This is a genomic window from Chryseobacterium sp. HNCC26DJ241 (assembly GCF_057180505.1).
Window position 1 is genome coordinate 57,518 of the sequence record NZ_JBXUGL010000016.1, and the last position, 14,272, is coordinate 71,789.

The 14,272-nt window shown below is 32.7% G+C and carries 14 protein-coding genes; 5 read left to right on the forward strand and 9 right to left on the reverse strand.

Annotated features, from left to right (window positions below):
- Nucleotides 1–8 precede the first annotated feature (8 nt).
- The 4 genes from AC2A1C_RS09205 to AC2A1C_RS09220 form a co-directional block, all read right to left on the reverse strand.
- Nucleotides 9–1,400 carry a type III PLP-dependent enzyme domain-containing protein gene (locus AC2A1C_RS09205; RefSeq protein WP_484025414.1) on the reverse strand — a complete coding sequence of 464 codons (1,392 nt, stop codon included), beginning with the start codon at nt 1,398–1,400 and terminating at the stop codon, nt 9–11.
- Nucleotides 1,401–1,472: 72 nt separating this feature from the next.
- Nucleotides 1,473–2,099, reverse strand: a complete 627-nt coding sequence (locus AC2A1C_RS09210; protein WP_484025415.1) for a thiamine diphosphokinase — start codon at nt 2,097–2,099, stop codon at nt 1,473–1,475.
- A gap of 76 nt (nt 2,100–2,175) precedes the next feature.
- On the reverse strand, nt 2,176–2,748 hold the full coding sequence (locus AC2A1C_RS09215) for a cob(I)yrinic acid a,c-diamide adenosyltransferase (protein WP_484025416.1): 573 nt from the start codon (nt 2,746–2,748) through the stop codon (nt 2,176–2,178).
- A 55-nt stretch (nt 2,749–2,803) separates the two neighbouring features.
- The gene (locus tag AC2A1C_RS09220; protein ID WP_484025417.1) at nt 2,804–3,388 is read right to left on the reverse strand and encodes an antitoxin; all 585 of its coding nucleotides are present in this window, start codon (nt 3,386–3,388) and stop codon (nt 2,804–2,806) included.
- A 206-nt stretch (nt 3,389–3,594) separates the two neighbouring features.
- On the opposite strand from AC2A1C_RS09220, the gene AC2A1C_RS09225 reads away from it, so the two are divergent.
- Nucleotides 3,595–4,074 carry a DinB family protein gene (locus tag AC2A1C_RS09225; RefSeq protein WP_484025418.1) on the forward strand — a complete coding sequence of 160 codons (480 nt, stop codon included), beginning with the start codon at nt 3,595–3,597 and terminating at the stop codon, nt 4,072–4,074.
- A gap of 139 nt (nt 4,075–4,213) precedes the next feature.
- On the opposite strand, the gene murI is transcribed toward AC2A1C_RS09225, so the two are convergent.
- The 5 genes from murI to AC2A1C_RS09250 all read right to left on the reverse strand — a co-directional run bounded on the left by murI (nt 4,214) and on the right by AC2A1C_RS09250 (nt 9,483).
- A complete protein-coding gene (gene murI / locus AC2A1C_RS09230) occupies nt 4,214–5,044 on the reverse strand; it encodes a glutamate racemase (RefSeq protein ID WP_484025419.1) in 831 nt (276 codons plus the stop codon).
- Nucleotides 5,045–5,139: 95 nt separating this feature from the next.
- Nucleotides 5,140–6,264, reverse strand: a complete 1,125-nt coding sequence (gene hemW, locus AC2A1C_RS09235) for a radical SAM family heme chaperone HemW (RefSeq protein WP_484025420.1) — start codon at nt 6,262–6,264, stop codon at nt 5,140–5,142.
- Nucleotides 6,265–6,311: 47 nt separating this feature from the next.
- Entirely contained in the window at nt 6,312–7,265 is a 954-nt protein-coding gene (locus AC2A1C_RS09240) for a PorP/SprF family type IX secretion system membrane protein (protein WP_484025421.1), read from the reverse strand.
- Between the two features lie 55 nt (nt 7,266–7,320).
- Nucleotides 7,321–8,382, reverse strand: a complete 1,062-nt coding sequence (locus tag AC2A1C_RS09245; protein ID WP_484025422.1) for an RluA family pseudouridine synthase — start codon at nt 8,380–8,382, stop codon at nt 7,321–7,323.
- A 51-nt stretch (nt 8,383–8,433) separates the two neighbouring features.
- The gene (locus AC2A1C_RS09250; RefSeq protein ID WP_484025423.1) at nt 8,434–9,483 is read right to left on the reverse strand and encodes a PASTA domain-containing protein; all 1,050 of its coding nucleotides are present in this window, start codon (nt 9,481–9,483) and stop codon (nt 8,434–8,436) included.
- 117 nt (nt 9,484–9,600) lie between these two features.
- Between AC2A1C_RS09250 and AC2A1C_RS09255 the strand changes: the two genes are divergently transcribed.
- The 4 genes from AC2A1C_RS09255 to AC2A1C_RS09270 all read left to right on the forward strand — a co-directional run.
- Nucleotides 9,601–10,584 carry a D-alanine--D-alanine ligase gene (locus tag AC2A1C_RS09255; RefSeq protein WP_484025424.1) on the forward strand — a complete coding sequence of 328 codons (984 nt, stop codon included), beginning with the start codon at nt 9,601–9,603 and terminating at the stop codon, nt 10,582–10,584.
- 10 nt (nt 10,585–10,594) lie between these two features.
- Nucleotides 10,595–11,053, forward strand: a complete 459-nt coding sequence (gene coaD / locus AC2A1C_RS09260) for a pantetheine-phosphate adenylyltransferase (protein ID WP_484025425.1) — start codon at nt 10,595–10,597, stop codon at nt 11,051–11,053.
- 271 nt (nt 11,054–11,324) lie between these two features.
- The gene (locus AC2A1C_RS09265) at nt 11,325–11,957 is read left to right on the forward strand and encodes a trimeric intracellular cation channel family protein (RefSeq protein ID WP_484025426.1); all 633 of its coding nucleotides are present in this window, start codon (nt 11,325–11,327) and stop codon (nt 11,955–11,957) included.
- An 83-nt stretch (nt 11,958–12,040) separates the two neighbouring features.
- Nucleotides 12,041–14,272, forward strand: a 2,232-nt coding sequence (locus tag AC2A1C_RS09270) for a C25 family cysteine peptidase (protein WP_484025427.1), incomplete at its 3' end; no start/stop codon positions are given.

Here is a 14,272-nt window from a genome sequence, read left to right on the forward strand (position 1 = left end):
TTTTAAGATCAGTAGCCTAAAAGTTTTAAAACATCTTCCGGTTTCTGCTCTTCTCTGAAAACCGAATACACAAAATTCCCATCTTCATCCTTATCAATCAAAATATGTTTCGGTTGTGGCATCAAACAATGATGAACTCCACCATAACCACCGATGGTTTCCTGATAAGCACCAGTATGGAAAAATCCTATATATAAAGGTTTTGTATCATTATACGTCGGCAAATAAATAGCATTCGTATGTTGTTCGGAATTATAATAATCATCAGAATCACACGTCAATCCGCCAAGAAAAACCCTTTCATATGTATCTTCCCAACGGTTTAAAGGAAGCATAATAAAATGTCTTGAAATAGCCCAAGTATCGGGTAAAGTCGTCATAAAAGAAGAATCGATCATGTTCCATTTTTCTCTGTCGTTCTGACGTTTTTGGGAAATAATTTTATATAAATGACCACCACTTTCTCCTACTGTAAAACTTCCGAATTCTGTATAAATATTTGGTTCTTCCACTCCTTCTTCTTCACAGAATTTTTTGATCTGGGAAACAATTTCGTTTACCATATATTGATAATCGTAATCAAAATTCAGAGAAGTTTTAATAGGAAAACCACCACCAATATTAAGGCAATCCACTTCCGGAGCAATTTTTTTCAAACGTGCATAAACACGAAGACATTTATATAATTCGTTCCAATAATAGGCGGTATCTTTAATTCCGGTATTGATGAAAAAATGCAACATTTTCAGCCTTGCATTCGGATGTTCTGCAATTTTCTGACTGTAATACGGAATAATATCTTTGTACCCGATTCCCAATCTTGAGGTATAAAATTCAAATTTCGGTTCCTCTTCCGAAGCAATACGGATTCCTATATTGAAAGTACTATCAATGCTTTCCGTAAGTTTATCCAATTCTCTGTAATTATCAAGAATCGGAGTAATATTTTCAAAACCATTGTTGATTAGTTCTGCAATTTTCGCTAGATAATCATCGGTTTTAAAACCATTGCAAATCACCTCAATATTTTTATCGAATTTTCCTTCATCATAAAGAGACTTTACAATATCCATATCATAAGCCGATGAAGTCTCTATGGAAATATCATTTTTCAAGGCTTCATCCAAAACAAATTTGAAATGACTGGATTTTGTACAATAGCAATAGCGGTAATTTTTGGTGTATTCATTTTTTTCAAATGCTTCCTTGAACCACGCTTTTGCTCTTTGTATGTTGGTGGAAATTTTTGGTAAATAATTAAACTTAAGAGGCGTTCCAAACTTTTCGACCACATCCATCAAAGGAATATCGTGGAATTTAAGATTATGTTCTTCTACATTGAATTCTTCTGTAGGAAAATACAAAGTTTGGTCAATGAGTTCGGAATATTTAATTTTCATTTACATATAAATATTTAAGAGTGCAAAAATGCTAAAAAAGTTTGATTTTTTATGGTAAAATTTTCTTAAAAATTACAGATATTTTTCTCCTATGAAAATTAGTACATCTCCTTTTTCGTATTCAATATAAATTTTATCAACTACGGCAAAATTTCTGGTTCCGATTCTTGAAGTTATATCCAGATTTTCGTTATTCAATTCCCAGTTTAATCCTTTTGTACTAATATTTTCTGCAACAGGAAACGGGAAAAGAGAGATCATTTTTCCATTTACACTTTCAATTTCAAAATTTTGGGGAATAAAAAAATATTCGGAAAACTCATCAGAAAATTTAATTTTTAATTTTTCCCTGAATTTGAAAGCAACAGTAAGATTTCCCAGAAAATGATCCATTTCTCCACCACTTCCACCTAAAACATCCACTTCTAAGATTCTTTTTTCCAAAATAATTTCGAGTGCTTTTTCGAAATCCGTTTTATCCTGATTAGGAGTATGAATAAATTTTTGTTCATAAATTTTTTCGTCCTGACCAGAATGCGAATCAAAATCCCCTGAAATGAAATCCAATTTTTCTATAGGAAAATTTTTCTCTTTTAAATAATGGAAAGCTCCATCTGTACAAGCAATTAAATCGTACTGATCATGATCCGGAAAACCTTCCGGAGAAATTCCGTTTATAAAAAGAAGTGCTTTTTTCATCTGCATAAATTTTGGCTAAAGCCCATTATTATTCTACAAATTAAAGCGGGCTAAAGCCCGCCTCCATTGATGCCAATTATTCTCTATCTCTTGGATTCCAATGTTCTTCCGGTTCGTTCTGCAATTTTGAAACATAACGAGCCAAAACAAAAAGATAATCAGAAAGACGATTGAGATATTTGATAAGTTCCGGGCGCACTTCTTCCGTTTCATTCAGGAAAATGAGAGAGCGTTCTGCTCTTCTACAAACGGTTCTTGCAACATGAAGTGAAGTTGCTGCTTTTCCGCCACCCGGAAGTATAAAATATTGTAAAGGTTCCAGAGTTTCTTCCATTTTATCCATCCAGTTTTCTAATTCTGTAATTTCGGTTTCGGAAATAAGCAACGGAAGTCTTGGTTTTCCATTGGCAAGCATTAGTTTATCAATTGGAGTTGCAGATTCTGAACCTAATGTAAAAAGATCAAATTGAATTTTTTTAAGCTGATTCAAAGCTTCTTCATTTTCAATGTGGCTTTTTGCAACCCCGATAAAGGAATTGAGTTCATCAATATTTCCGTAGCTTTCCACTCTTGCTGATGCTTTGGAAACACGCGTTCCTCCATACAAAGAAGTTTCGCCTTTGTCTCCAGTTTTGGTGTAAATTTTCATTTATCTGAAATTTTAAGTTTTAAAAGTACGGATTTTGATAGAAAAAATCCACTCATTACTTCACGATTTCTATAAACTGAAAGACCTGATTATTTTTAGGATTGTAAATAATAGTGCTGTTATTCGGAATTCGTTTCAATTTATAAAATTCAATGCTTTTATCGGTTTTTATATCCTCCAGAAAGGAAGTATCAATTGTATTAGCCGGAAGAAATTTTTCGATCAAAGTAATTTTATCGATAATGCTTTGTCCATCAATTTTTCGGGCGGTTTTATCAGAGCGGCTTTCGTCTGTAGAAGGTTGAGATTCTAAAAATGGAATCAAGCTGTTTTTATCCGCCTTATATTTAAAAACATAAGCCGGACTTCCGTTTGGAAACATTACTTTTTTGCCTTTGAATTCTGTAATCATGGCTGCATCAGCATTCGGAAAAACTTCAGTAAATAGAACATCTTCAGAATTTGTAATGGAATTGATGGATTCCGAAATGGTTTTGTCTACCGTTTCCTTTACTTTTTCTTCTGCCTTTTTCTGAACTGCATCTGCTGTTTTATCAATGGTTTGATTTATTTTTTCTTCCACTTTATTACACGAAACGAGTGCAAGTGCAAAAAATCCTGCTATCCAATATTTTTTCATTTTTTTATTTATTTTGAAATTTTTTAGCATCAAATCTTTTGCCAGAAGCTATATCTTGGCAAAATTTTAACCACTGATTATCAATTATTTAAAATCAATGCTAAAGATTTTTTCAAAAAAATTGAAAATTAAGATTTTCCTACTGACAAACTGTTGTCACAATCTGCTCTTACCTTTGAATCATTAATAACAAAAAAATAAATATTATGACAACGACAACACAGGTTATTTCTAAAGATCAGCTACTAAAACATTGGCAAGGACACAGAAATCTTACCAGAAGAATTATTGAGGCTTTTCCTGAAAAAGAGCTTTTTGAATTTTCAATCGGCGGAATGCGTTCCTTTGCAAAACTTGCTATAGAAATGATTTCCATTGGTGGACCTGCTTTGAAAGGCATTTACGAAAAAAATGAAGAAGCATATAACGAAAATGCTTTTCAGCCAAAAACCAAAGCGGAACTTTTGGAAAGATGGGATCAGGAAACCGATGTAATTCATCATTACTTCAATCTGATTTCGGAAGAAATGTTTCAGGAAACGTACAATCTTTTCGGGCAATATGAATTTCCTGTGTACGAAAATATCCTGTATTTTGTAGATAATGAAATCCATCATCGTGGACAAGGATATGTATATCTTCGTGCTTTAGGAATTGAACCTCCTTTTTTCTGGGAGAGATTTTAAAGTATATCAACTACCATTAAGAAATTAGATGGATTAAAAATGAGTCTGATTTCTTAGAGCCTGTTTAAATTTATGATTTATTTTTACCAACTTTTATTGAATAAAATTTAAACAGGCTCTTAATGGTTCATTTCATATTTTACAAAACCTTCAGTTCGAGCTCTATAGATTTTCCGAAAAACTTTTTGGATATTTTTTCAAAATTTTTGGTAAGATCCGAAAGGTAAAAATGATATTCGGGTTTTGGATTGTTCACATTCATAAGATGATGTTTTTCCAAAATGATTTTCAGCTGATTAGCAACAATATTAGGAGAATCGATAACACGAACACGGTTTCCGTAATATTGTTTGATTTCATCAATTAACAACGGGTAATGTGTACAACCGAGAATCAATGTTTCAATATTTTTTAATTTACTATTACTTAGATAATTATAAATAATTGAATGCGTAATCGGATGATTCTTAAAGCCCTCTTCAATAGCCGGAACTAAAAGCGGAGTTGCCAATTCGTCTACTTTTATAAACTTGTTGTGTTTTCTGATGGATTTTCTGTAAAGTCCAGAATTTACGGTAGCTTTCGTAGCAATCACCCCTACATTATTGTGGATTTCATAAGAAACTTTTTCAGCCACCGGATTGATAACATCAATTACGGGAACTTTATCTGCAACTAGTTCTAAAACTTCATTCAAAGCATTTGCTGTAGCTGTATTACAAGCAATTACAATAGCTTTACAATTTTTCTCCAAAAGAAATTGTGCAATTTTTGTAGAATATCCAATAATAGCTTCCTTGGATTTTTCGCCATAAGGAAGATGTTTTGTATCGCCAAAATAAATAAGATTTTCGTGAGGCAAAAGTCTCTTGATTTCTTTAGCTACCGTTAAACCTCCCACTCCGGAATCAAAAATTCCTATAGGTTGCTCCGGTTTCAAATGTGTATAATCCGTTTTTTTCTTTTTCAAGGGATTGAAATTGTGGTACAAAAATAATTATTTTAGTTGAAAATTAGATGTGAGAAATCGGAAGTTATCAATTTATTCTTTAGTATATCTTTTTTTTAAACGATGAATAGATCCGAAGCAATTCCATCTGCCAAAAACCAATGCTTTTCTGGAATTTTGATATGATTGTCTTCTATCATTAAAATTCCTTCTGAAATTTTCGTTTGGATTTCTTTGTAAAATTTCTCCATTATTTCTTCTGAAAATTTTTCTTTCATTTTCTGCAAATTTACTCCCCAAATCGTTCGCAAACCAATCATCAACATTTCATTGAACTGATCTTTTTCAGAAAGAATTTCGGTTTCTTTGGGCAATATATTTTCATATAATTTTTTGATGTAAATAGAATTATTGGCGACATTCCAGCTCCTTTCATTCCTTCCGTTATAAGAATGGGCAGAAGGTCCGATTCCTAAATATTCCTGATACTTCCAATATGCAGAATTGTGTTTGGAATGAAAACTGGGTTTTCCAAAATTTGAAATTTCATAATGGTCAAATCCATGATCCTTAAGAAAGTCGGACATATAATAGAATTCTTTATTTTGCTCTGATTCTTTTGGGGAAGCTATTTTTCCTTTGGCAATCCAATTTTCAAGAGCTGTTTTCGGCTCGACAGTTAATGCATACGATGAAACGTGAGGAATTTGAAGTTCAATGGTTTTATTTAAATTTTCTTTCCAGATTCCAAAATCGGAAGTTGGAGAGCCATAAATGAGATCAATACTGATATTTTCAAAACCAAAATCTTGAGAGCGTTTGATGGAAGATTCTGCTTCGGAAGCAGAATGTGCACGATTCATCAAATTCAAATCTTCTTCAAAAAAACTTTGCGTGCCGATCGAAAGTCTATTGATTCCCGTTTCTCTTAGATTTTTCAAAAAAATTTTATTTAAATCATCCGGATTTGTTTCCAGAGTAATTTCAATATTTTGATCAAAAGAGAAGTATTTTAAAACCTCATCTATGAGAGATTTTATTTCATCTATATTGAGAATGGAGGGAGTTCCTCCACCAAAATAAAGCGATTTTAAATTTTTGTTTTCCAGCTCATCTTTTCTTAAAAAAATTTCTTTTTTAAGTGCAGCAAGCATTTCATCTTTCAAACTCAACGAAGTGGAAAAATGAAAATTACAATAACTGCATTTCTGCTTGCAAAAAGGAATGTGAATGTAAATCATAAAAAAGCTCTGAAAAAATCAGAGCTCAAATTTATTTAAATTATATTTTATCTATATCGGAAACCTCGTGTGTTGATGAAATTATTAAAATTATAGCCAATACTCAACATAAAACTATTTCCGGCATACTCCTGAATATCGGATATTCCAAAATTATAGGTGGCTCCAAAAAAGAAATTATTAACTGTAGCTTTTACTATAGGAGAAAAATTCAAATTTTGATTTCCAAAAGTATTTTTCACACTACGAAAACTTACACCTCCGGAGAATGAATTTTCGTCGTTTTTTGCTGTAGCCATTATATTCATATCCAACATTCTGGAAGAATTAGTATTAAGATTAGCAAGAAAGGAAGGTGATACATAAAAATTATCTCCAAAATACCAATCGTACCCTAAATTGAGGAAAATTTTTGTTGGCTGTGGCTCAATCCCATTAACAACAGAAATGTCATTACTAAGCGGAACGTCTGTAACAGAAGCTCCTGCAAAAAAATTGTGATATGTAATTGCCATACCAATATTGGAATACATGATAAAAATTCCATTTTCGTTATACAAATTAGGATCTCCTGGATCTTCTGGATTCAGTTGCGCCCAATCAATGTTCATATTATAAAAATTAATACTGGTACCGAAAGAAAACTGGTTCTTTCTTTCTCCATCATCAGCAATTGGAATAAAATAAGATGCTCCTAAAGAAACTCCATTTGCCGAAATAGGGCCATTCTGATCTCGAAAAAAGGAAATTCCAGCTCCTAATCTATCCACAACATTTGCATGCATACCTAAAGATTGAACATTTGGAGATTCATCAAATTTCGAAAACTGCTTCTGATAATTTAGATTCAGAATTACTTTGTCCGTTTTACCATAAAGAGCCGGATTAAACAAAAAGTCACCCTCAAGCAAATATTGCTGATATATAGGAAGCGTTTCTTGAGCTTTATAAAAACCCAATGATATAAAACTGAAGAAAAATAACAAAACTATTTTTCCCATGATTATAATTCCATTTTTAAAATTAAACAAAAATAGCAAAAAAACTTACTATATATCAGGAATTTTCCAAATATTTTCTCCATTTTTTAACAGCCTCATCCATATCTGTCGGCATTGGACTTTCAAAATACATTTCTTTTTTTGTAACCGGATGGATGAAACCAAGTGTATGTGCATGTAGAGCATGTCTTGGCAAAATTTCAAAAACATTTTGGATGAATTGCTTATACTTCGGAAGATTGATTCCACGAAGTGCAACATGACCTTCATATCGCTCATCATTGAACAATGTATGACCAATGTGTCGGAAATGCGCTCTGATCTGGTGTGTTCTTCCTGTTTCCAGCTTACATTCCACCCAAGTCATATATCTGAATCTCTCAAGAACTTTATAATGTGTAACAGCGTGTTTTCCATGACTTCCATCCTCATAAACAGACATTTGCATTCTATTTTTGGGATGTCTGCCGATATGTCCACGAATAGTTCCTTCGTCTTCCGAAACATTCCCCCAAACAAAAGCCCAATATAAACGCTTTGTAGTTCTGTCAAAAAACTGTTTTGCTAAAAAACTCAAAGCATATTCGTTTTTAGCAATCACCAAAAGTCCGGAAGTATCTTTGTCTATTCTATGAACCAACCCTACTCTGTCCAAATCTGTTTTTTCTCCTTTCTTCTGAAAATGAAAAGCTAAAGCATTCACCAAAGTTCCATCCCAATTTCCAAATCCCGGATGTACCACCATTCCTGCATCTTTATCTACAACGATCAAATCATCATCTTCATATACAATATTAATTGGAATATCCTGCGGAATAATAACATTTTCTCTTGGTGGATGCGCTAATAAAACAGAAATTTCATCACCGGGTTTTACACGATAATTTTGTTTTACAGGTTTTCCGTTTACAATAACATTCCCTGCTCTACAAGTTTGAGAAATTTTATTTCGTGAAGAGTTTTGACGGTAGATTAAAAGAAACTTATCTATCCGAAGTGGTTCCTGCTTTTTGTCTACCGTAATATTCAAATGTTCGAAAAGACCACTGTTTTCATCACCAATGGCTTCTTCGTTACTTATCAATTCATCATCAAAAAAATCTTGTTCTTCCTGCATTTGAAATTTTAAGAATTAAAGGCTTCAACGAATTGCTGAAGCCTTTTATTTTTATTCCACTACTACTTTTTTGTTAGTTTTAGCTTTTTCTTCCGTTTTAGTTTTGGTAGGCTCTTTCTGTTTAGTATCAGTAGTAGTATTCGTTGTTTTTGTTTTTTCTTCTTCTTTCGGTTTAGTAGTTGTTTTCTGCGTTTCTGTTTTTATATTTGATTGCTCCGGAATCTTATGAACTGGCGGAGCCGGACTTGGTGTATAAACAGGTTCATTATCAAAAGTTGGCGTATTTACAGCTGTAGTATCAATTTTTATTCTGTATAAAGAATTAAGCTGTTCAATTTTGCCTCCCATTTCTGCCGGAGTCCTTTTGCTTGCCCAAAGATCAATCTGCATTCCCTGATCTCTGAGATCAAAAGAAGCCGGATCTTGATAATAAACGATATCCGATTCATCATTTCCTCCGTCTTCATATTCGATTATCCCTACTTCAAACAAATTTTTTGCAATTACTGCTTTTGCTTCCTGAACAGTTAAACCAACAAGATTAGGCACTGTAATATTTCTTTTTGGACCTGCTCCGATTACAAGATCAATAGTAGAAAAACGAGGAAGTAAAGCTCCTGGTTTTAAAGTATTTCCATTATAGATCATTCGGATTACCGCATCTCTTTGAATACTTGGCTCGTAAAGAGTATCTCCTACTTTTAGACCAACTTGTTGTAATTGTCTAAAAGCTAAACCTTTATACCGATCCAAAATATCAGGAACAGAAACTTTAGCCCAAGTTCTCGGATTTACTTTCATAATTACGGTTCTGCCGCCTTTTACTCTGGATCCGGGAGCAGGATAAATTTGGAGTACCTGAAATGGTCGGTATTTCGGATCATATTTAAAGCTATCTACTTCATATTCCAATCCGGAATCGTCTAAAATTTTTATAGCATTATGAACCGTCATATTCACAACATTGGGAACAGGAACTTCCTGACCATGATTTGTATGATACTCTAACCAACGGAAAGTAAGCCAGACTAAACCTGTAAAGATACCTGCTGCCAATACCAAATTCAGCAATACTCTCCAGTTGAACAATGATTTTAACATATAAATAATCTTAAAATGCAAAGGCAAATATAATTAATAATTTTAGAAAATTAATTTTTGACAAAAAACTTTAACAAAGAACAAAATCATTAATTTTGCTTAAACTTGAAGAACAATATGAGTAAAAAAAATATAGCCGTAGTAATGGGTGGTTATTCTGATGAATATCTTGTTTCCCTGAAAAGCGGACAATTAATTTACGATTCTCTTGACTGTGAACTGTATAATGTTTACAAAATAGTTATACTGAAAGACGAATGGTATTTCCTAAATGAAAATGAAGAAAAACTTCCTCTGAATAAAGGGGATTTTTCTGTTCAGCTACCAAATGGAGAAAATTTGAAATTTGATGTCTGCTTCAATATTATCCATGGAAAACCCGGAGAAAATGGCGAATTGCAAGCATATTGGGATATGATCGGGCAAAAGTATACTGGTTGTAATTTCTATCAAAGTGCTCTTACTTTCAATAAAAAAGATACTCTTGCTGTACTTTCAAAATACGGAATTCCTTCTGCAAAAAGTATTTACCTGAAAAAAGGAAATGATATTGATATTGAAAAGATTATCGAAGAACTAGGGTTGCCATTATTTGTAAAACCAAACCAAAGCGGTTCTTCTCTGGGAATTTCTAAAGTAAAAGACAAATCAGAATTTCCGAAAGCGCTTGATGTTGCTTTTGCTGAAGATGATGAAATCTTGATCGAAAGTTTTCTTGACGGAATGGAAGTTTCTGTTGGTGTTGTAGATTTCGATGGAAAAACAATCGTTTTGGGAATTACGGAAATTGTTCCTCATAAAGAATTTTTCGATTATGAAGCCAAATATGAAGGAGCTTCCGAGGAAATTACGCCTGCAAGAATAGATGATGAAACCCGAAAAAAAGTAGAAGAAATTGCAAAACGAGCGTATGATTCTTTAGGAATGAGCGGATTTTCCCGAAGCGAATATATCATCATGAACGGAATTCCTTATATGCTGGAAATGAATACCAATCCCGGATTTTCGCCTGCAAGTATTCTTCCACAACAAGCAAGACATTACGGAATTTCCATTAAAGATCTTTGCGGAAATGAAGTAGAAAAAGCATTAAAAAAATAAACTTTTATACATGAAAATCGCCGTTTTTCCGGGATCTTTTGATCCTATTACTCTTGGACATTGTGATATTATCGAACGGGCTTCTCCTCTTTTTGACAAAATTATCATTGCCATTGGTCAAAATTCGCAAAAGAAATATATGTTTCCTTTGGAAAAACGAATGGAATTTATCCAAAAATCAACAGAACATCTTGCTAATGTGGAAGTAGATTTTTTTGAAGGACTTACAGTAGATTATTGTTTCCAAAAAAATGCCCAATTTATCATTCGCGGACTTAGAAATCCTGCCGATTTTGAATTTGAAAAAGCCATTGCTCATACCAACAGAACTTTAGCCCATAAAAAGCTGGAAACGGTTTTTCTTTTAACCTCATCCGGAAAATCTTTTATAAGCTCAAGCATTGTTCGGGAAATTATTACACATAAAGGCGAATATGAACTTTTGGTTCCGGAAGCTGTGAGAGTGTGAAAATGAGTAATGATGTAATTGGTAATAAATAATATTTGTGAATTTTAATCAAATTTTTAGGGAAAGAATCGAGCAATTTTCAATTTTAGTAATCAAAGAACTATCTAAATTGTCTTACTCTGATCATTTATCTATTATTCACAAAAATACATCTTCTCAAGTCTGAGTGTGACGAATTAGTAAAAGTAATAACCACTTACAAATACAAACTTTCACAAAAATAAAATATGTATTGCTTATTACTCTTTAATAATTGCTAATACCCAAAAACATGCATGAGCAATTTAATTTCATTATTGAAGTTCTCGGAACGATTTCTTTCTCAATGTCGGGAAGTTTTGCGGCCATGCAAAAACGTCTGGATCCTTTCGGAGTTTTGATTATTGCTTTTGTAACTTCCGTTGGTGGTGGTACAGTTCGTGACTTACTTTTGGACAAACCTGTTTTCTGGATGCATGATTTATGGATGTGCTCTTTGATTTTCGCAACTTGCATTTTTTCTATGATCTTTAAATCTATTGAGAAAAATTTCCGAGTAACACTTTTTATTTTTGATAGTTTTGGATTAGGATTATTTACAATTATTGGGATTCAGAAAGGATTGAGTGCTGAATTGCATCCTATAATTTGTATGACTTTAGGAACGATAACAGGCTGTTTTGGAGGAATTATCCGAGATATTTTACTGAATCGGATTCCTCTGATTTTCAGGAAAGAAATTTATGCAACTGCTTGTATTGTAGGAGGAAGTATATTTTTAGTTTTGGTGAAATTCAGTTCGCTTTCTTATACTTTTGTTCAGATTTTCACAATTCTATTAATTGTAACCATCCGAACTTTAGCCGTGAAATACCAATGGCAAATTCCTAAATTCTATGGAAGTGGAAATGATTCTGAAATGTAATCTTGATAAGTAATTACATATTTTACAAATTTTCAAAACTTTCATAGCAAATAATTCATATATTTGACTGAAAATCAAATTTTATGAGAAAAAATATACTATTCTACACTCTGATTTTACTTTTTTTGTTTTGTGAGGTTTCTGCACAAGATTTTAAATTAGTAAATTCTGATCATCAGTCAGTAACTGTCGATTTTGAAACCGGAGCTTTAAAGAGAACTGATAAAACCATTAACGGAAAAACGTATCATACATTTTCCAAGCAATATTCTGTATTGATGTCTGAAGCGGGAAATCCTGCAATGCCTTTCTTTTCAGAATCTGTACAATTACCGGAAAAAGGTTCTTACGATTATAAAATCACCTATGACAGTTATGAAGACATCGAAAATATTGATATTGTACCGTCAAAAGGAAACCTGAAAAGAAATGTAGATCCTGAAACAATACCTTATACTTTTGGAGATAGGTATAAAAAAGATGATTTTTTTCCGGGTCATTTAGTAAAATTTGGTTCTCCACATATTTTAAGAAATACAAGAGGTATCACTTTTTCATTATTCCCTTATCAATATAATCCTGTTCAACATAAATTAAGAGTTTATAAAAATCTTAAACTCGTTATTACTTTTAATAATAAGAAGGGAGATAATGAACTTACAAATAGAAAAAATGATACAACCTTCTTTAATGATATTTATTCCAAACATTATTTAAATTTTAAATCCTCTTCCAAATATACTCCTGTGAATGAGACAGGTGAATTATTGATTATTACTCCCGCAACTTTTGAAAGCCAGATAAAGCCTTTGGCAGACTGGAAAAATGAAAAAGGTATAAAAACGACGGTTGTAAATACCACAGTAACAGGAACTACAGATGTTACAATAAAAAACTATATCAAAAATTTTTATCAATCCAATCCAAATTTAGTGTATATACTATTGGTGGGAGATTCCAACAATATTCCTTCTCATACGTATGGTTACAATGGTGAACAACTTTGGAGCGATTCTTTTTACGGGCAACTTTCAGGAGACACCGATTATTATCCTGAAGCTTTTGTAGGAAGATTATCCGGAAACAGCACCAATATCACAACGATGGTGAATAGAATAATAGAATATGAAAAAAATCCTCTCGCCGGAAACTGGATGAAAAACGCAATAGGAATTGGATCAAATGAAGGTAATGGTATTGGTGATGATGGAGAAACAGATTATGTACATTTAAGAAATATAAGAAGCCAATTAATGAATTTTGGGTATCAAACAGTACATGAATTTTATCAAGGTTCACAAGGTGGAGCTGATGCAACCGGAGAACCAACACCAACTATGATTAATAATGCTATAAATACAGGAATAGGTTTATTTAATTATACCGGTCATGGTGATGTTGATCTTATGGTTACCGGAAACTACACTTCTACAAATGTCAATCAGCTAAAAAATAACGGAATGTATCCTTTCGTGGTTTCTGTAGCTTGTAATAATGGTACGTTTGTGAATAGCACTTGTATTGCAGAAAATTTGCTAACTGTAACATACAACGGTTCTCCTGCAGGTGCAATTGCAGCAGCAGCATCCACCATTTTAATGGCTTGGGCAGAACCGATGCAAACTCAGGATGAAATGGCCAATATTCTTACAGAAATGTATGAAAATAATAAGAAAGAAACCATTGGAGGATTATTTTATAATTCTCAAATAAGTATGTTGGAAGATTATAACGAATCTGATACAGCTATCGAAGTAATGCAGACATGGGCTTTATTTGGCGACCCTTCTGTTGTTTTCAGATATGACACTACCCAAAATCTTACAGCTGAATATCCTACCACCATTGATCCTAGTACTCAAAGTATTTCAGTTTCTTGTGCAACAACCAATGCTTTAATATCATTAACCAAAAACGGGACTATTATAGGATCTGCATACAATAAAAGTGGTAACATTGTATTCAATCTAAATGGAATTTCAAATGGAGAGTCACTAAAACTAACTGTTACAAAACAAAATTGTAAACCGTATCAAGGAACGATTGAAGTAAAAACGTTATCTGTATCTTCTGCTAATAAAGCTGGTGTTAAAATATATCCGATTCCTGCAAAAGACAATGTTACTATTGCATGGGAAAATTCTAAGCCTTCAAAAATCTTGCTTTATGATATTACAGGAAAATTAATACAAACCATTGATACTTCTTCGATTATTAGTAAAAATCTATTAATCAACGTTGCAAACTATCCAAAAGGAATGTACCAATTGAAGTATGAAGTGGACAATAAAACCTATTATCAAAAGATCATCGTA

Coding starts and splice junctions, on each gene's coding strand:
- AC2A1C_RS09250 (WP_484025423.1), bottom strand. CDS start 9,483: ATGTTAAAATCATTGTTCAACTGGAGAGTATTGCTGAATTTGGTATTG.
- AC2A1C_RS09255 (WP_484025424.1), top strand. CDS start 9,601: ATGAGTAAAAAAAATATAGCCGTAGTAATGGGTGGTTATTCTGATGAA.
- AC2A1C_RS09205 (WP_484025414.1), bottom strand. CDS start 1,400: ATGAAAATTAAATATTCCGAACTCATTGACCAAACTTTGTATTTTCCT.
- AC2A1C_RS09245 (WP_484025422.1), bottom strand. CDS start 8,382: ATGCAGGAAGAACAAGATTTTTTTGATGATGAATTGATAAGTAACGAA.
- hemW (WP_484025420.1), bottom strand. CDS start 6,264: ATGATTTACATTCACATTCCTTTTTGCAAGCAGAAATGCAGTTATTGT.
- AC2A1C_RS09210 (WP_484025415.1), bottom strand. CDS start 2,099: ATGAAAAAAGCACTTCTTTTTATAAACGGAATTTCTCCGGAAGGTTTT.
- AC2A1C_RS09240 (WP_484025421.1), bottom strand. CDS start 7,265: ATGGGAAAAATAGTTTTGTTATTTTTCTTCAGTTTTATATCATTGGGT.
- AC2A1C_RS09220 (WP_484025417.1), bottom strand. CDS start 3,388: ATGAAAAAATATTGGATAGCAGGATTTTTTGCACTTGCACTCGTTTCG.
- coaD (WP_484025425.1), top strand. CDS start 10,595: ATGAAAATCGCCGTTTTTCCGGGATCTTTTGATCCTATTACTCTTGGA.
- AC2A1C_RS09215 (WP_484025416.1), bottom strand. CDS start 2,748: ATGAAAATTTACACCAAAACTGGAGACAAAGGCGAAACTTCTTTGTAT.
- AC2A1C_RS09225 (WP_484025418.1), top strand. CDS start 3,595: ATGACAACGACAACACAGGTTATTTCTAAAGATCAGCTACTAAAACAT.
- AC2A1C_RS09265 (WP_484025426.1), top strand. CDS start 11,325: ATGCATGAGCAATTTAATTTCATTATTGAAGTTCTCGGAACGATTTCT.